Source organism: Flavobacterium sp. 140616W15 (genome assembly GCF_003668995.1).
Classification (GTDB): Bacteria; Bacteroidota; Bacteroidia; order Flavobacteriales; family Flavobacteriaceae; genus Flavobacterium.
In genome coordinates, this window is sequence record NZ_CP033068.1 from 280,044 (window position 1) to 298,543 (window position 18,500).

Here is an 18,500-nt window from a genome sequence, read left to right on the forward strand (position 1 = left end):
TAATTATAAAACAGCTATCCACTACTTCAATATGAGGTAGTGGTTTCTGTTTTTCTGAATATTCCTCTTTTTAATTGTTATTAAATCATGAAAAAAATATACTGTTTGTTGTTGCTAGTAATGTTAGTTGCTTGTCAGAAAAAAAACAAACATCAAGAAGTAAATGAATTGTTTAAAGCTGATATTACTTTATTGATTCAGAAAGTTGCCAAGCTCAAATATTCAGTTCAGTCTGATTCGACCGAAGCACAAATTCAGAGACAATTTTTAGAGGCTCATCAAAGTTATAAGAAAGTCGAGATGATAAGTGAATATTACTCGCCAACAGTTTCTAAAGCTATTAATGGCCCTGCAATAAGTGAGTTTGAGGAAAATGATAAGATAACTGTTCCGCCTGAGGGATTTCAGGTTATTGAGGAATTAGTTTTTCCAAAATATAATGCCACTAGTAAGAAAGAATTAGTTCAGGAATTGGGAGTACTTACCGCTAATTTAACTCGTTTAGAAAAAGTTTCGAGTACTAATGAGCTTACCGATGCTCATGTTTTTGATGCTATGCGATTACAAGTATATCGAATTATTACTTTGGGAATTACAGGATTTGATTCGCCAGTTGTGTTTAATTCCATTCCCGAAGCATTGGTGTCTTTAGAAACGATTGAAAAATATTATCGTGTTTTTGTAGAAAATAAGAAGGTTTCGAATGCTAAAGAGGTTCTTGATATCTTTGAGAAAGGAAAAAAATACTTAAAATCAAATACTGATTTTAATACTTTTGATCGGGCACATTTTATTAGAGAAATTGCGAATCCGTTGAGTAGAGGACTTTATAAAACTCAAATAGAATTAGGGATTCCGTTTATGACAGAATCTAGAGGTTTAAAACCAACAGCACAAACTATATTTGATAAGGATGCATTTGATGCAGAAGCATTTTCGGGTTTTCCAGATTATAAAACAACACCAGAGAAAATAGCGTTAGGGAAAAAATTATTTAATGATCCTATTTTATCTGGGAATAATACAAGGTCTTGTGCTTCGTGTCATCATGAAGAAAAAGCATTTACGGATGGCTTAGAACGAGCGATTTCATTAGACGGAAAATCGATGCTTCAACGTAATACGCCAACGCTTGCTAATATTGCTTTCCAGCGAGTGTTTTTCTCTGATTCCCGAGTAGGCTATCTCGAAGATCAGGCAGTTGCAGTTATAAAAAATGAAAACGAAATGCATGGTTCTCTAGAAAAATCTGCTATTGCGATCCAGAAAAATCCAAACTATGTAAAGGAATTTAAAAAGGCATTCTCGAAAGGAGAAATAAATGAATTTGAAATAAAAAATGCTTTGGGATCCTATATTCGTTCTTTGAGTCATTACGACTCTAAGTTTGACAGATATATGCAAAATAAAGAAGCATTTACAGCAGATGAAAAAGCAGGTTTTAATTTGTTTGCAGGTAAAGCCAAATGTGCGACCTGCCATTTTATTCCGCTTACAAACGGAACCGTTCCTCCAAATTTTGACAGATCAGAGAGTGAAGTATTAGGTGTACCAAATAAAAATAAAACACTTGATGGTGATTTAGGGAAGTTTGTTTTAACACAAGCGGCTATTCATAAGTTTTCGTTTAAGACACCTACAATAAGAAACATAGAGCTTACGGCTCCTTATATGCATAATGGAGTCTATAAAACACTTGAAGAAGTTGTTGACTTTTATAATGAAGGTGGAGGGATAGGTTTAGGATTTGATCTTCCTAACCAAACGTTACCTGAAGACAAATTAAACTTAACTGAAAAAGAAAAGAAACAATTAATTGACTTTATGAAGACGCTAACGGATGAGAGATATCTAAGAAGTAAGAAGTAAGAAGTAAGAAGTAAGATGGGGGAAGAAGCTAGATTATAGAGGCAAGATGAAAGACTGAGAGATTATATATAATTTAATCTGCTAATGGGTCACGTGTTGCTTTACGAACTTTGTGTTTAATTTTTCTGTCCGTTGGTCAAAAGGCTAATGCTGTTCATCAAACTAATTTTAATAGGGATTATAGTTTATGCTCCTTTGCATCAAATTAATAAAAACTATTATCATGAAAATTTACAAATTAGTATTGTTCACAGCTGTTTTCTTATTAGGCTTAATTTCTAGCAAACTTCATGCGCAATCTCCACTACCGATTCATTTTGGTATAAAAGGTGGAGCAAATTATTCAGAGTTGCCTGTTTCAGATGGTTTTAGCTCTAAATATGCGTCAGGTTATTTTGGAGGAGCAATGGCACGGTTTGATGTAGGGAGATTTTATATTCAAAATGAAATTTTGTATAGCGAGAAATCTTCAAAAATTGAAAAGACTTCTTTAATGGGGACTCGAAATGTAAAATGGAAAAGTATTGAGGTTCCATTAGTGATCGGTTATAAAGTAGTAAACTTTGATGCACTTAATGTGAGAGTTTTTGGAGGAGGGGTTTATTCTTATGTTATCGACGAGAATGTTACGTCATTGAATCAATTAAAGAACTCATTTGGAAAATTTAATAAGTCCAATATAGGATATCAGGTAGGAGCTGGTGTCGAGATGTGGAAATTTACTTTAGATTTTACTTATCAAGGAGGCCTAAATAATATTAGTAAAGATTTCAATTCTAAAGCGAATTCTTTTAATGTAAGTGTTGGATATTTTATTTTATAACCTCTTTTAAGGTTAACTCAAAAGCAGCAGCAAAGAATCTTTTTGGTTCTTTGCTGCTCTTTTAGAAATATCGAGTTACTTTTGACCACTAATTTTCTCTTATTTCCTTTTTAGATGAAAACAAAAAATAAAGATCAATTTCACTGGATATTTTTAATCTTTTTCTGGTTTATACTCGGGACAACCATTTGGGCGCAACTGATTGCTGATTATGGTACAATGGCGGCTATACGCCAGTCAGCTCTAATATTATTAAGCGCTATTGTTTTGGCGCATTTTCTTAGTGATGTAATGCTTCCTAAGGCATTACGCAAAAATAAAATGACACTATTTGCGATACAGGCTTTTGTTGTAGTATTGCTTTTGTCACTTTGCCTAGCTGTCATTTATGCCAGTTTTTCAGATTCGCGCACACGTAACCGATTATATCCAGAAGAAGCAGATATGACTACTATTCAGTTTCTGTGGGCTCGGTTTTGTGGAAGTATTCCCGCTGCAATTTTGATTTGTGGCACCGCTTGCGGACTTCGATTTTATCAGGAACATAATGAGATCGAAAGAAATCATGCCGAATTAAAACAAGTTCACTTAGAAGCTCAGATAAAAATTCTGCAAGATCAAATCAATCCGCATTTGATGTTTAATATCTTGAATCATATTCATATTTTAATGCAAAGTAATGTACAACTAGCCTCAGATTTATTGATTCAGTTTTCGGATATTTTACGATACCAATTGTATGAATGTAATAAAGAATATGTTTCGTTATATCTCGAAATCAAGTATCTAAAAGATTTGGTTTCGGTCGAAAAAACCAGATGGGGCGATGAACTAGATGTGAAAACTAATTGGAATATCGAAGACGGACAGTTACAAATTGTTCCATTGCTTTTAGTTCCTTTAATAGAAAATGCGTTTAAACACGTTTCGCGATTACCACACCAAAAAGGGTATGTGCATTTATCTTGTGGACAAGAAGATAAACAATTAATTTTTCAAATAGAAAATTCATATACAGAGCAATACAAAATGCCATCTAAGAGTCAGGGGTTAGGGCTTGAAAATGTTAAGAAGAGACTTGCAATTCAGTATCCAGACCGACATGAATTAAGGATAAACAAGACCGATTCGGATTTTACAGTTAGGCTTGTTTTGGATTTAAAGTAATCGACATCAAACAGATTTTTTACCGTAGCGGGTGCAAAGATTTTGCATACTGATGGTTTTATAAAAACGCAAAGCTCGCAAAGCTTTGTGTTGAACCAGCTTTGCGAACACTGCGGTTAATTTTTTAGCCACAGATTGTAAGGATTAAAAGGATTTTATATGTAGTATAAATGATAAATCTGCTCAATCTGCAAAATCTGCGTGTAAATTACCATCAAGTGATCCAGATTATCTGATTTATCTTTGGATGAAAAGATAAGATTTCAGATAAACTTTGTGAGCTCCGTGGTTATTTTTTGCCACAGATTATAATGATTAAAAAGATTTTAAAAAACTTTGTTTTGAACTAGCTTTGCGAACTTTGTGTATCCCGATAGCTATCGGGACTGTGCCCTTTGCGGTTAATTTTAAGACACAGATTAAAAGGATTAGATAAAGCTTTACGAACTATGCAGTTAAGTTTAAAGCGTTAAGAATTTAAAAAAAATATAAGTTATGACCATGAAATGCCTGGTAATTGATGATGAACCTATAGCTAGAAATGGGATTGTAGATTTTGTTTCTAAGATTGATTTTCTGGAAGTAATAGGTACCTGTGCTTCGGCTTTGGAAGCTACTTCATATATTCAGGACAAGCAAGTAGACTTATTATTTCTTGATATTAATATGCCCTATCTTTCAGGATTAGAATTTTTGGAGTCTTTGGATAATCCGCCGTTGGTAATTTTTACAACAGCTTATTCCGAACATGCTTTGGATGGATATCGTTTGCAAGTGATCGATTATTTATTGAAGCCTATTACATTTCAGCGTTTCTATCAAGCTTCTTTAAAAGCAAAGCAGTGGCATCAAATGATTGGAGCTCCTAAACAAACTCCACTAGATTCATTTCTGTATGTGCGTCAAGAGGAAGGATTTCAAAAAATTTCTTGGGTTGATATTTTATATATAGAAGGAATGCAAAATTATGCTAAGCTGCATTTTAAAGATAGAGTGCTTGTGATTCATCAAACTATGATTTCGTTGGAAGAAACACTTCCAGCGGATATTTTCTTTAGAATTCATAAATCATTTTTAGTAAATATTACTCATATCGATTCAGTTTCCGGAGGGCGTTTATTTATAAAAGGGCAAGAACTACCAATTTCAAGAACACGTAGAGAAGCGTTATTGAAAGAGGTAGTTTATAAGAATTTATTGAGCCGATAATCTAGAACTTCCATTTAAGAGCAACAGCTCCATAGAATGTGGTTGTGAATTTTGGGTCAGCAAGGTCTTTTTCTTTAAAAATTTCTTTTATTTTTCGATCATTGGTCGAGAAAGAGCGAACTAAAGTTGATCCAATAGTAGGTTCAAATATCCAATTTTTACCCAGTTTTACTTGTGGCTTAATACCAGCAATAATTTGTTGGTATCCTAATAACATTGATTTGTTTCCTATTCTGGTTTCGGCTGTCATTCCGCTTAATTCCAAAACAGCTTTTAGGTCAAAATTTTCAGTCATTCGATAGCCCAATTCGATTCCTTCTGGAAAATTAACTTTAAAATGTAAAGCGCCATGAGATTCCCAATTAAAATAAATTCCTGGAAGAACCATCGGAACACCAAAACTATTGGTAAGAACTGGTCCTAAACCGAAAGCTAAATTAGGGTTGAATTGTTTTATAAAAATTACACCTCCTTGAACCAATACATCATCCTTGTTAATTTGCTCCATATCGCTATAGACACCAACAGAAGCCATTATTAATAAAGACCAAGACTGAGAAATGGAGCGTAAGTGTTTAACTCCGATTTGTGCATTTAAAATCTCTGTAGGGAATCCATTTGGTAATTCTGCAGGAAGCAATTGCATGTCGTAATCTTTATTTTCCATTTTAGCATAAGCTCCCATAAGCAATACTGACCATAATCTAGGGTTATTGTATTTGTCCATTTTTAAAGAAATGGGAATTTCTAGAGCAACTTGAGCTCTTTTAAAATTACTCTTTGCATCAGTTTTAGAACTGTCTATTGGACGAACATAATTAGAAAACGGGACATAATCAATTTTAGCTTCTCCAGATATACCGGTTTGTGCTTCTGCAGAAATTGAAATTAATAGAAATAAGAACAGTTGAGATAGATAAAAAACAGATTTTTTCATGATTTAAATTAAAATTTTACACGAAGTACCATGTTCTATAGTGATACTAAAAATAGGTTTGACTAATGGTTGCTATCTGTTGACCAATGGTAAAAATTAGCATGTATTAAATTGCATAAAACTAAAAAAGCCTCTCTTTCGAAAGGCTTCTTATGAATGTTTTATAACGAAGTTTACAATTTAAACCCGTATGCCAGTCGCAATGCAACCTGATTGGTGTTGAATTTTGTATAATCTTCATATCGCACACTTATATCAACATATTTATTAGCATACCCAATTCCTGGAGCCCACAAAAATGTAGTGTCATTGTATCCGTTTGTAACTGCAAAACCTGCACCAACTTCACCTAATACATAAAATTGATCTTCCCAGATAAAAGCTTTGAAACCTGCTTTTGCAGGAATGAATCCGATGTCTTTTAAGTCCTGTTTGTTAACAAATAAATTGGTAAAACCAGTTGTTAGGGTTAAAGATGTTTTCATAGATAAATCATACTGTAATCTAACATCACCACCTAAAGACCAGCTATACACTTTATTTGTCGGAATTCCACCGTTTAAACCAAATCCTAAACGGAAACCTTGATCATATTTTTTTATTTCGGTGCTTTGTTGTGCCGTTGCAGAAGTATATATAATTGCAAAAACTGCAATTAATAGCATTTTTAAATTGATTGTCTTTTTCATAATATCAGATGTTTTAGTTTATTAATGATGTAAAAGTAGTAGTAGGGTAGTGTGAGGACGTTATATAATTATTAGCTTTTATTATATAATATTGAGGTTATCAATAAATTGAATAATAAATAGGCTTATAAATTGAATAATAGAGAAAGAATTGAAAGCTTCTAATTATCTTTGCACACTAAAAAAATACAAAGTGAACTTTTCTCAATACACAAAAGAATTTTCTTATAATCTAAAATTAGCTTATCCAATAATATTAGGAATGGTAGGACATACCCTTATAGGTATTGTCGATAATATAATGGTGGGAAAACTAGGAAGTACAGAGCTGGCTGCAGTTTCGTTAGGTAACAGCATGATTTTTATTGCAATGTCATTAGGAATTGGATTCTCAACTGCAATTACTCCTATAGTAGCCGAAGGCGATGCCGAGAAGAATGATAAAAAAATTCGCAACGCATTTCATCATGGATTATTTTTATGCACCATTTTAGGATTAATGCTTTTTGGAGTAGTTGTTTTAGCAAAGCCCATAATGGAATTACTGAAACAACCAGCAGATGTAATCGCACTTGCTAAACCTTATCTTGACTGGGTTGCTTTCTCATTGATTCCTTTAATTATGTATCAGGGATACAAGCAATTTGCAGATGGGCTTTCGCTTACTAAGTATTCGATGTATGCTATGGTTATGGCAAATGTCCTGCATGTAGGTATAAATTATTTGTTGATTTATGGTATCTGGATTTTTCCTAAAATGGGAATTGTTGGAGCAGCACTTGGAACAGTAATTTCAAGAATATTTTTGGTAATGTTTATGCACATTATGATATCTAGAAGAGAAGAATTAAAACATCATTTTCAGAATTTTAGTTTTTCAGAAATTAAAAAGGAAACCATTAAAAAAATTATAAGTATAGGATTTCCATCAGCGATGCAAATGCTTTTTGAAGTAGTATTGTTTACAGCATCAATTTGGCTTTGTGGTAATATTGGAAAAACGAGCCAGGCTGCCAATCAAATTGCTTTAAGTTTGGCTTCGATGACCTTTATGTTTGCTATGGGATTAAGCGTAACTTCAATGATTAGAGTTAGTAATCAAAGAGGATTAAACGATTTTAAAAACTTAATTGTAGTGGCACGTTCTATCTTTTTACTAGCTATTATAATCGAAACTGTTTTTGCTATTCTGTTTATAGCCTTCCATAATTACTTACCACATATCTTTTTGAATATGGAAAATGGAGGACAGCTTCTAGATAATAATGAAGTAATAGCTATTGCATCGAAATTACTCTTAATAGCAGCAATTTTTCAAATTTCAGATGGAATTCAGGTAGTTGTTCTAGGAGCTTTACGCGGATTACAAGATGTTAAAATACCGATGTATATTACATTTGTAGCCTATTGGATTATCGGTTTTCCTATTTCCTATTATTTAGCCGAATATACCGATATGAAAGCAGAAGGAGTTTGGATAGGTCTTTTGGCAGGATTAACTGCAGCGGCTATATTTTTGTATATTCGTTTTCATTACCTAACAAAAAAATTAATCAATAATTCAGTTTCAAATTCATAAATTTGGAGCATAATAAATACACACAGACAAAGTAAATCTGTATAAAAAAACAGTCTGTATAACAGACAATAGAAAAATAAAACAAAAACAAAATGGAATTACCTAAATTTTTACTCGGCGACAATACTGATTTCCCAGATGATATCTTCATTATTCATCTTGATTACCCAAGATTTATTATCAATTTAAAAGATGATGAGGTTGAGTTTATGGAAGAAGCAGAAGATCTTGATGAGGCTGAATTAAATGCCGAAATGGAAGGATTAATTGTTCTTGCTAATGAGTTTTATGATAGAGAGATAAAACTTTACGAAGAATAAGCACCTTATTTTAATTTAAATATTTTTTTCAACACTTTAAAAAATCCTTATTAAATGAAAAAATTCGCTTTTTTAAAACCGATTTTTAATTTTATAGCAATTGGATTGCTAATTACTACATTAAGTCGAATATTTTTATTTTTCATATTTAAGGATAGAGTAGTTGAAACTCCTAATTTCTGGTATATCTTTCCAATCGGGTTACGAATGGATTTGATATTGCTATGTTATTTGTCATTTCTTCCAGCACTTTTGGTTACTTTATTACCAAATAACTGCATCAAATTTACCAATAAGTTCTTGGTGTTTTATAGTTTCTTATTTCTTTTTCTGATTCTTTTTGTAGAATTGGCGACACCTGATTTTGTAAAACAATATGATACGCGTCCAAACAAGATATTCTTAGACTATTTAATATATCCTAAAGAAGTTGTAGGCATGCTTTTAAAAAGTTACTTGGTATCTATCATCGTTACTTTTATAATTTTAGGGGTTGTAGTATATTTTGCTTTTAAGAAAGGACAAAAATATTTTCATACCCATCCAGCAGATTATAAATTAAAATTAATTGTATTTCCATTAGTGGCTTTTCTGTTGTTCTTTGGAGCACGTTCAAGTCTTACATCTAAACGACCAATTAATGCAAGTAATGCGGTTTTCTCTACAGATCAGCTAACAAATACTTTAGGATTAAATTCATTTTATACAGTAGCTTTTGCAGCTTACTCTATTAAGAATGAAGGAAACACTAAGATGTATGGTAAAATGGAAGAAGCAGAAGCTATTGCTCGTGTAAAAAAGTACATGACAGTAAATCCTAATGATTTTACAGACCCAGAAATTCCATTTTTACACATTCAAAATCCAGATACACTTTTAAAGCGACCATATAACTTGGTTATATTTTTGCAAGAAAGTCTTGGGGCAGAGTATGTTGGGATTTTGGGAGGTAAGCCATTAACTCCTGAGTTTGATAAACTTTCAAAAGAAGGATTACTTTTTACAAATTTATATTGTACAGGAACGCGTAGTGTTCGAGGAATTGAAGCTGTAGTTACAGGATTTCTTCCTTCACCCTCAGAAAGTGTAGTAAAATTAGGGAACTCGCAACAAGGATTTTTTACTTTGGCAGATGCCTTAAAACAAAAAGGATATGAAACTAGTTTTATATATGGAGGAATGGCCAATTTTGATAATATGGCTTCTTTCTTTAACGGAAATGGATTTCAAGATATCGTAGATCAGGAAGATTTTGATAGCGATGGACATAAATATGCATTTAAAGGGACTTGGGGGTATTCTGATGAAGATTTAGTTGTAAAAGCAAATAATTATTTTAAAGCCAAAGGAGATAAACCATTTTTCTCATTAATGTTTTCAACTTCTAATCACGAACCATTCGAGTATCCTGAAGGTAGAATAAAACCATATGACAAAAAAGCTGCTACAGTTAATAACGCTATGAAATATGCCGATTTTTCGATTGGTAAATTCTTCGAAATGGCTAAAAAAGAACCTTACTTTAAGAATACTATTTTTATCGTAATTGCAGATCATAACACAAGAACATACGGAAAGAATTTAGTACCAATAAACAAATTTCATATTCCAGCCTTAATTATGGGGCCTGGAGTTCCTAAAGGGAAAGCATATGATAAATTGGCGAGCCAGATTGATATTCCTCCTACGTTACTAAGTTACATCGGAGCACAGTTTGAAACGCCAATGATAGGAAGAAATTTAACTAAAATAGGGCCAGATGTAAAAGGAAGGTCAATTATGCAGTTTAATGATATTAATGCTTTTAGAGTAGAGAACAAGGTTGTAATTATGCAACCAAATTTAAAGCCATTGCAATTCGAAATTAAAAATGATACAACCTTAATTCCTGTTAAGCTAGACGAAGAACTTGCAAAAGATGCTTTGGCACACGTAGTAACAGCTGGGAATTTATATAAACAAAATAAGTATAAGCTTAGAAAGAAAAAGTGATTTTGAAATACAAAGGTGCAAAGTGACAAAGGTTTTTTAAGTACTTACTAAGATTTAGAGGTTAAAAAGTCTTGTTGAATCTTTGTTACTCTGTCCCTTTTTTGAACAATTCCAACAAAATAGTAGCAGCTGCAAAAGGTGAAATTTCATCATTTTGCACTGCTTTTTTGTTTTTATCAAGTTCAGCTATGATCTCAGGATGATTGTAGAAGTTTGTTTTTAATTGCTCATTGATAGTTTCCATCATCCAAAATTGATTCTGCTCTTTTCTTTTTTCTTGAAAATAAAGCGTGTCTTTTGCCATTTCTTGATAATCAAGGATAGTTTGCCAAACTTCAGGGATTCCTTCATGAGTAATAGCGCTACAAGTTGTTACAGTAGGTTGCCATCCCGATTTTTTAGCAGGGAATAAATGCAAAGCTCTATTGAATTCAGTTTTAGCAAGTCTAGCTTTTTTTATGTTATCACCATCTGCTTTGTTTATAGCAATAGCATCAGCCATTTCCATAATACCTCTTTTAATACCCTGTAATTCATCGCCAGCACCAGCAATTTTAAGTAATAAGAAAAAATCGACCATGCTATGAACAGCCGTTTCACTTTGGCCAACCCCTACGGTTTCAATTAGTATGGTATCAAATCCTGCAGCTTCACAAAGTATAATTGTTTCTCTGGTTTTTCGGGCAACACCACCAAGAGTATCACCTGATGCACTAGGTCGGATAAAGGCATTTTTATCTTTAACAAGTTCTTCCATTCGTGTTTTGTCACCAAGAATACTTCCGTGTGAGAACGAACTGCTTGGATCGACTGCCAATACTGCTAATTTCTTTCCTAATCCAGTGAGTTGTTTGCCAAAGGCTTCAATAAATGTACTTTTTCCAACACCGGGCACTCCTGTAATTCCTATTCGAACCGATTGATTGGCATGAGGTAAGCAATCATTGATTATCTCATTTGCTTTGGCCAAATGGTCGGGATTGGTACTTTCTATAAGTGTGATTGCTCTGCTTAATGCAGTTATGTTTCCTGACAAAATACCAGAAACTAATTCTTTTGCAGTAGGTTGAATCCGTCTAAAACGCTGAATTTGCTCAATTGATGTTCCACTGGTGATTTCAGGTTGTGAAATTCCAGGTTTTTCATTTAAACTGCTCCCTTGTTTTTTATGTGCTGACAAACTCTTTACTTTTGAAAGGTAAAAGTAATCAAAACAAGAACAGTTTCAAAAAGACTATATACCTTTTGAAACTGTTATTTTTTGTCGCAAATTCACAAATTAAATAATTTCTGTATGTCATCTCGAGGAACAGGGGATTTCCAGAAGAAACTCTACAATCAAAATCTCCAATCTTTATCAAGCTACTTGTGGAGATCCTTCCTCCGTCAGGATGACAAAAATGAGGTAATAATTCGAGTAAATTCGTGCGATTAGTGGCAGAATAAAAAAATTAATATGCTGCAGTAAAACGTACTTGATGGTGTTTAGGAGTTTCAGCTTCGTCAGCAATTACTACTGCTAAATCTTCTACAGATAGGATACTTCTTTGGTTCTCATCAAAAATAGGATTATCTAATCCCAAACGATATTTACCAGTTCTACCTGTAGTAATTCCAGGATGCATTTCAAAAGCTGGGCTGAAAAATGCCCAATCCAAGTCTTTTTCTTCTTTAAGGATATTCAAATAATCTCTTGCTGCCGATGCTCCAGCGTAGTATTCTTTTGGAAAATCAGGAGTATCTACAGCTTGTAAATTAGGTGCAACAAATAAACTTCCGGCTCCTCCAATTGTAATAAAGCGTTTTACTCCCGATTGTTTAACAGCTTCTTGAATAGATTTTGAGCCTGCTATAAAATCATCATATAAATTAGGGTTTGTCCAACCAGCATTATAAGCACTAATTACAACATCGTTTCCTTTTAAAATACTTGCTAATTCTGTTGTATTCAGGATATCAGCTTTTACCCAATTTACATTAGCAGAATCTTTTGGATTTCTTGCTATTGCGGTAATTTCGTGATTGCGATTTGCTAATTCATTTAAGATTGTTGAGCCTACAAAGCCTGTGGCTCCAATAATTGCGATTTTCATAATGTATAATTTAATTAGTAATAAAAAATGTTACAGTTTTGTGTAAAAAAATAGATTAGAACTGATTTGAAAAATTTTCTAATGTGATTGTGCTTAGTTGCGCATTTATTTTTTCGTTGATATCAGCATATAATAAGTCTAGATTTTCGTTTATTTTCTTTCCAACAGGACAATCAGGATTAGGCTGATTTTTAGCGTAACCAAGATTTACGGTATCAAAAGTCATTTTAAAAATATCAAGTAAACTGATTTCTGATGCAGGTTTTAACAATCGTGTACCTCCGTTTTTACCTTCCTTACTCTCTACAATATGATTTTTTTTAAGGTTCGAAATTTCTTTTCTTACCAAAACAGGGTTCAAATTTATGCTACCCGCAATATATTCCGATGATAAATAATCATTAGGGAATTTAGAGAGTAACGTAAGAATATGTGTCGTTATGGCAAACTTACCTGAAATCATACTGTAATAAAATATGTTACAAATTTATAAGTTTTTATTCAACTGACAAAATAATTTACTTTAAAATTAAATAATTTAAGAAGATATTAAGTAGTATTTTTGTTTTTTTTCAAAGATGACCAACTTTATTTTAATTTTTGTTTTTATTACTGCGGGGCTTATATTGCAAAATATCAAGGGTTTCCCTATACATATCTATAAGACGTTAAACAAAATCGTAATTTATTTATGTCTTCCTGCTTTGGCATTGTTTTTTATTCCAAAAATAAAATGGAGCACAGAATTGCTATTTCCTATTGGAGCTGCGTGGATTGCTTTTGTAGTTGCATTTCTTCTTTTTTCGATTTTAGGAAAAAAGTATGGATGGTCAAATAAACTAATAGGATGCTTGATTCTCACAGCTGGATTAAGTAATACCTCATTTCTTGGTTATCCTATAATAGAGGCATTGTATGGAAAATCAGGTTTAGAAACCGCAATTTTGGTAGATCAGCCAGGTTCCTTTGTTGTCATTTCGACCTTGGGTGTTTTTGTAGCGGCATTTTATTCTAAAGGAAGTCCTAATTCATTCGCAATTGCAAAGAAGATATTGACTTTTCCACCTTTTATTACTTTTGTAGTGGCTTGCTTTATGAATGTTTTTAATTATGATTTCAATGAAAATCTTCAATTTGGATTTCAAAAGTTAGGTAGTTTGGTTACACCACTTGCATTACTTTCGGTAGGTTTGCAACTTCGTTTTGAAAAGAATAGTAGGCATTGGAAGTTTTTGACCTTAGGATTGTTTTTTAAGCTTATTATCACACCATTATTATTTTTGATATTGTATGTCTTTGTTTTAAAACAAAATTCATCAGTAATTAAGGTTACAATTATGGAAATGGCTATGGCGCCTATGATTACAGGAAGTATTTTGGCCTCGACTTATGGTTTAAAACCTCGGCTAAGCAGTATGATGATTGGTTTTGGAATTCCTATTTCATTTGTGACACTTGCTGTTTGGTATTTTATTATGAATCTTATCTAGTTTATATATTAATTTTTTTAGTTCAATTTTATTATGAGTTCGTCTAGTAATACAGCTACAATCGATGGTTCGGTTTTAGTTCAAAAAACAGTTTATTCTGTATTGTTTTCAATAGCATTTGCGCATTTGTTAAATGACTTAATGCAAGCAGTAATCCCTGCTACATATCCTATATTAAAAGATAATTTTAATTTAAATTTTACTCAAGTTGGATTAATCACTTTTGTTTTTCAGCTTACCGCTTCTTTATTACAACCTTTCATTGGATTTTATACTGATAAAAAGCCTATGCCGTATTCATTAGTTATAGGTATGATTTTTACTATTTCGGGTTTATGTCTGCTGTCTGTATCTAGTGAATTCTGGATGCTGTTAATTTCAGTTGGATTAGTAGGTATTGGATCTTCTATATTTCATCCGGAGGCTTCTAGGGTTGCGTTTCTAGGTTCAGGAGGAAAGCGAGGTTTGGCACAGTCCATCTTTCAATTAGGAGGGAACGCAGGAAGTGCAATAGGGCCATTATTAGTAGCTTTAGTAGTTGCTCCTTATGGACAATCGCATGTTGTTTGGTTTGTGATTGCAGGAATATTGGGGATTATCATTTTATCTAGAATTGCAGTTTGGTATGAAAATCATATGAACTTGCGAGCTGTAAAAAAAATAGATTCAGAAGAGACTACCGTTCCTTTGTCTAATAAAAAAATAACTATTTCAATTGTTGTTTTATTGATGCTTATCTTTTCTAAGTTCTTTTATATGGCAAGCATGTCTAGTTATTTTACTTTCTATTTGATAGATAGGTTTGGAATGAGTATTCAGGATTCTCAGTTTTATTTATTTGTTTTCTTGGCATCTGTTGCAGCAGGAACATTAATAGGAGGGCCATTAGGAGACCGTTTTGGAAGAAAGTATATCATTTGGATTTCTATACTTGGAGCAGCGCCATTTACGTTGCTTTTGCCTTATGCTAATTTATTTTGGACAGGAATATTGTCTGTGATAATTGGAGTTGTAATTGCTTCTGCTTTTTCGGCAATTTTGGTTTTTGCGCAAGAATTAAAACCTGGTAAAGTGGGAATGATTTCTGGTTTATTCTTTGGGTTTGCGTTTGGAATGGGAGGATTAGGCTCGGCGGTTTTAGGTTATGTTGCTGATCAAACAACTATTGAGTATGTGTTTAAAATAAGTTCATACTTACCTTTAATAGGAGTTTTTACTTATTTCTTGCCAAATATCAAAAAGAAAGCCTAATTCTATCAAGTCTATCAACTTTATGATTTTTTTATAGTAGTAGATGTTTTCCTTGTACTTTTTTTACTTATTTTTAAATAAAATTTTAAATAAATACTCATGGCAACATTACGATTAGGAGATATAGCTCCAGATTTTGAAGCAGATACCACTCAAGGCCCAATAAAATTTCACGAATGGTTAGGAGATTCTTGGGGAGTGTTATTTTCTCACCCCTCAGATTTTACCCCTGTTTGTACAACAGAGCTAGGAACTGTGGCTAACTATTACCCAGAATTTGTAAAAAGAAATACAAAAGTTATTGCTCTAAGTGTAGATGGTTTAGAATCACATCTAGAATGGATTAAAGATATTAACGAGACTCAAAATACGACTGTAAATTTCCCTATTATTGCCGACGAAGATAAAAAAGTGGCAAATCTATATGATATGTTACATCCAAATGCGAGTGATAAATTTACTGTACGTTCCGTTTTTATTATTGGAAACGACAAAAAGATAAAACTGACATTGACTTATCCAGCATCAACAGGAAGAAATTTTGATGAATTGCTCCGTGTGATTGATAGTTTGCAATTAACAGCAAATTACAGTGTTGCAACACCAGCAAACTGGAAAGACGGTGAAGATGTGGTTATATCTCCATCAATTCCTGACAGTGATATTGCTGCTAAGTTTCCAAAAGGACATAATCCTATAAAACCATATTTAAGGATGACTCCTCAGCCTAATAAATAGATTTAGGTATTAAATAAAAAAAAAAGGTATAATGAAAATTATACCTTTTTGTGTTATACTTTTTTTCCGAATTGTTTCATTCGTTTTTTGTCTCCAACGACCCAGATGATATCGTCTTTTTCCAAAATCAGCTGTGATTCTGGATTAAGGATTCGTTTACCGTTTCTCTCAATTCCAACTACTAAAGCATTTGTTTGATGTCTGAATTCACTAATAGTTTTCTTAGCAAATTCATTATCAGATATTTCTAATTGATTTAAAACAATCTCTGATTCTTCAACAGCTTGTGGTATTTCAATTTCATTTTTGGTTAGATAATTTGTAAACTCATTAACTTGAGCATCAGTACCAATTACACATATTTCATCTCCAGGAAATAAACGTTCTGTTTTAGTTGGAATTTGAATAGTAATATCGCCTCGTCTTATAAAAGCGATGTTGATTCCTAATTCTTCTCTAATTTTTAATTCTTCTAGTGTTTTACCAGCAAGATTAGATTCTTTTGCAATTTCAAATATCGACATGTGACCATCCCAAGGAGTTAAGTTGGCATATTTTCTATCTATTTTAGTCGATGATTCACGATCATTAAGGTTTTTTAAGAAATGACTCTCTATTTTGTGGTATTGTTCGTTTAGTTTTTTAGGGAAAAATTGATATGCAGCTACAGCAATAACTAAGGCAATAAAAGCAACCAAAGGAGAGAAGAAGATATTCAATAGGAATCCTACATAAAATAATCCTAGTCCGATTCGTATTAAGATCATCATCATAATCGGGCCACGGTATTTTCTTTCTTCCCATAAAAGTTCCACTTCTTTTACTGCAACTCGTCTTAATGAAAGTGCCCATAAAAATGGAGCTATAACGACAAGAGTTATAAATGCGGCAATTGCATTTCCAAATCGGGTGTCTTCAACTAATGGAGCTATATATTTAGAAGAAAGTAAAATTACTGCTGTTATTATTATTGTGTGTATTACAATTTGAGTGATGTAAGAGCGTAATACAATCTGCCATGTACTAACAGATTTTATTGCTTGTGCATTAAGACTATAACGGTTGATGTTTTTGATCCATTTACGAGGTAGTTTTCGTTCTAAGTAATCTGAGAACGGACCTGCAAATTTAACCATAAATGGGGTCGTAAATGTGGTTACAGCAGATACTGCAACAACTATTGGGTATAAAAAGTCGCTTGTTACATGAAGTGACATTCCCAGCGTGGCTATAATAAATGAAAATTCTCCAATTTGAGCCAAACTCATCCCTGTTTGTACTGATTGTTTTAGCGGTTGTCCAGAGAGTAAGGCACCAATAGTAGAACTTATTGATTGACCGAAAATCGTAACAAGGGTTAAAATAGCTACTGGAATGGCATGTGTGATAAGCATCTCAGGATTGATTAACATTCCTACTGATACAAAGAAAATAGCGCCAAATAAATCTTTTACAGGTTTTACTAAATGCTCAATATGTTCTGCTTGTGTTGTTTCGGCAATAATAGATCCCATAATAAAAGCTCCCAAAGCTGGAGAAAAACCAACATTTGAAGCTAAAATCACCATCATTAAGCATAAAGCAAGAGAAATGATAAGCAACATTTCATCTGTTAGTAAATGCTTAGCTTTTTTTAATAAAGTCGGGATAAAGAAGATTCCTCCAACAAACCAGGCAGTAAGAAAAAAGGCTAGTTTTAATACTGAAAGTAATAATGCACTTCCCGAAAATTGTTGGCTTACTGCAATAGTCGATAGTAAAACCATCATTAAAATAGCAACTATATCTTGTACAATTAGAGAGCCTATTACGATACCGGCGAATTTTTGTGCCTTGACACCCAACTCATCAAACGTCTTGAGGATAATGGTGGTGGAGGAGATCGATAAGATTACACCTAGAAAGATACTATCCATTTTAGACCAATCCATCCATTGGCCGACCAGATAACCTAAGGCGACCATTGTTATTATTTGGGTAATTGCAGTTATAGAAGCGGTACCACCAACTTTCATTAATTTCTTAAAGCTAAATTCGAGTCCTAGACTAAAAAGTAAAATAATTACACCAATTTCGGCCCAAACTTCTACACTTTTATTATCGGTTACAGAAGGAAAAAAATCAATATGATTTCCTGCTAAAAAACCAGCGATTAAGTAGCCAAGAACCAAAGGCTGTTTTAATTTTTTAAAAATTAGCACAGCAATTCCTGCAGTCATTAGGATTAATCCTAAGTCACTAATTAATGGTTCTAAATGTTGTGTGGCATTTGTTACAGTCTCTGTTGGACTCATGGGCATATACTTTTATATATTTATTTTTTGAATTGTTGTAAGTTAGCAA

Annotated in this window: 16 protein-coding genes; 10 read left to right on the forward strand and 6 right to left on the reverse strand. The window is 32.9% G+C overall.

What is annotated here, in order from left to right:
• The first annotated feature begins 87 nt into the window (after window positions 1-87).
• From EAG11_RS01255 to EAG11_RS01270, 4 genes are all read left to right on the forward strand, one after another.
• Window positions 88-1,869 carry a cytochrome-c peroxidase gene (locus tag EAG11_RS01255; protein ID WP_129537518.1) on the forward strand — a complete coding sequence of 594 codons (1,782 nt, stop codon included), beginning with the start codon at window positions 88-90 and terminating at the stop codon, window positions 1,867-1,869.
• A 223-nt stretch (window positions 1,870-2,092) separates the two neighbouring features.
• The gene (locus EAG11_RS01260) at window positions 2,093-2,692 is read left to right on the forward strand and encodes a porin family protein (protein ID WP_129537519.1); all 600 of its coding nucleotides are present in this window, start codon (window positions 2,093-2,095) and stop codon (window positions 2,690-2,692) included.
• Between the two features lie 114 nt (window positions 2,693-2,806).
• Window positions 2,807-3,859, forward strand: a complete 1,053-nt coding sequence (locus tag EAG11_RS01265; RefSeq protein ID WP_129537520.1) for a sensor histidine kinase — start codon at window positions 2,807-2,809, stop codon at window positions 3,857-3,859.
• A 495-nt stretch (window positions 3,860-4,354) separates the two neighbouring features.
• Window positions 4,355-5,068: a LytTR family DNA-binding domain-containing protein gene (locus tag EAG11_RS01270; RefSeq protein WP_207209614.1), complete on the forward strand. Its 714-nt coding sequence runs from the start codon at window positions 4,355-4,357 to the stop codon at window positions 5,066-5,068.
• Window position 5,069: 1 nt separating this feature from the next.
• Here the strand turns inward: EAG11_RS01270 and EAG11_RS01275 are convergent, their stop codons facing one another.
• Together EAG11_RS01275 and EAG11_RS01280 are read right to left on the reverse strand one after the other, a co-directional pair.
• Entirely contained in the window at window positions 5,070-6,005 is a 936-nt protein-coding gene (locus EAG11_RS01275) for a DUF6268 family outer membrane beta-barrel protein (RefSeq protein WP_129537521.1), read from the reverse strand.
• A 173-nt stretch (window positions 6,006-6,178) separates the two neighbouring features.
• Window positions 6,179-6,694: a hypothetical protein gene (locus EAG11_RS01280; protein ID WP_129537522.1), complete on the reverse strand. Its 516-nt coding sequence runs from the start codon at window positions 6,692-6,694 to the stop codon at window positions 6,179-6,181.
• 193 nt (window positions 6,695-6,887) lie between these two features.
• Between EAG11_RS01280 and EAG11_RS01285 the strand changes: the two genes are divergently transcribed.
• The 3 genes from EAG11_RS01285 (at window position 6,888) to EAG11_RS01295 (ending at window position 10,585) form a co-directional block, all read left to right on the forward strand.
• Entirely contained in the window at window positions 6,888-8,273 is a 1,386-nt protein-coding gene (locus tag EAG11_RS01285; protein ID WP_129537523.1) for an MATE family efflux transporter, read from the forward strand.
• A gap of 92 nt (window positions 8,274-8,365) precedes the next feature.
• The gene (locus EAG11_RS01290; protein ID WP_129537524.1) at window positions 8,366-8,593 is read left to right on the forward strand and encodes a hypothetical protein; all 228 of its coding nucleotides are present in this window, start codon (window positions 8,366-8,368) and stop codon (window positions 8,591-8,593) included.
• Window positions 8,594-8,647: 54 nt separating this feature from the next.
• On the forward strand, window positions 8,648-10,585 hold the full coding sequence (locus tag EAG11_RS01295; protein WP_129537525.1) for an LTA synthase family protein: 1,938 nt from the start codon (window positions 8,648-8,650) through the stop codon (window positions 10,583-10,585).
• A gap of 85 nt (window positions 10,586-10,670) precedes the next feature.
• Here the strand turns inward: EAG11_RS01295 and meaB are convergent, their stop codons facing one another.
• The 3 genes from meaB to EAG11_RS01310 all read right to left on the reverse strand — a co-directional run bounded on the left by meaB (window position 10,671) and on the right by EAG11_RS01310 (window position 13,141).
• Window positions 10,671-11,765 (reverse strand): methylmalonyl Co-A mutase-associated GTPase MeaB, encoded by a 1,095-nt coding sequence (meaB, locus tag EAG11_RS01300; RefSeq protein WP_129537526.1) that lies wholly within the window; start codon window positions 11,763-11,765, stop codon window positions 10,671-10,673.
• 271 nt (window positions 11,766-12,036) lie between these two features.
• Window positions 12,037-12,678: an NAD(P)-dependent oxidoreductase gene (locus EAG11_RS01305; RefSeq protein WP_129537527.1), complete on the reverse strand. Its 642-nt coding sequence runs from the start codon at window positions 12,676-12,678 to the stop codon at window positions 12,037-12,039.
• 55 nt (window positions 12,679-12,733) lie between these two features.
• Complete coding sequence (locus EAG11_RS01310) at window positions 12,734-13,141, reverse strand: Rrf2 family transcriptional regulator (protein ID WP_129537528.1); 408 nt, start codon at window positions 13,139-13,141, stop codon at window positions 12,734-12,736.
• A gap of 115 nt (window positions 13,142-13,256) precedes the next feature.
• Between EAG11_RS01310 and EAG11_RS01315 the strand changes: the two genes are divergently transcribed.
• From EAG11_RS01315 to EAG11_RS01325, 3 genes are all read left to right on the forward strand, one after another.
• Window positions 13,257-14,168 carry an AEC family transporter gene (locus EAG11_RS01315; protein WP_129537529.1) on the forward strand — a complete coding sequence of 304 codons (912 nt, stop codon included), beginning with the start codon at window positions 13,257-13,259 and terminating at the stop codon, window positions 14,166-14,168.
• A 33-nt stretch (window positions 14,169-14,201) separates the two neighbouring features.
• On the forward strand, window positions 14,202-15,419 hold the full coding sequence (locus EAG11_RS01320) for an MFS transporter (protein WP_129537530.1): 1,218 nt from the start codon (window positions 14,202-14,204) through the stop codon (window positions 15,417-15,419).
• 99 nt (window positions 15,420-15,518) lie between these two features.
• Window positions 15,519-16,157, forward strand: coding sequence for a peroxiredoxin (locus EAG11_RS01325; protein ID WP_129537531.1), 639 nt, complete (start codon window positions 15,519-15,521; stop codon window positions 16,155-16,157).
• 53 nt (window positions 16,158-16,210) lie between these two features.
• On the opposite strand, the gene EAG11_RS01330 is transcribed toward EAG11_RS01325, so the two are convergent.
• Window positions 16,211-18,451, reverse strand: a complete 2,241-nt coding sequence (locus EAG11_RS01330; RefSeq protein ID WP_371414617.1) for a cation:proton antiporter — start codon at window positions 18,449-18,451, stop codon at window positions 16,211-16,213.
• Window positions 18,452-18,500 lie beyond the last annotated feature (49 nt).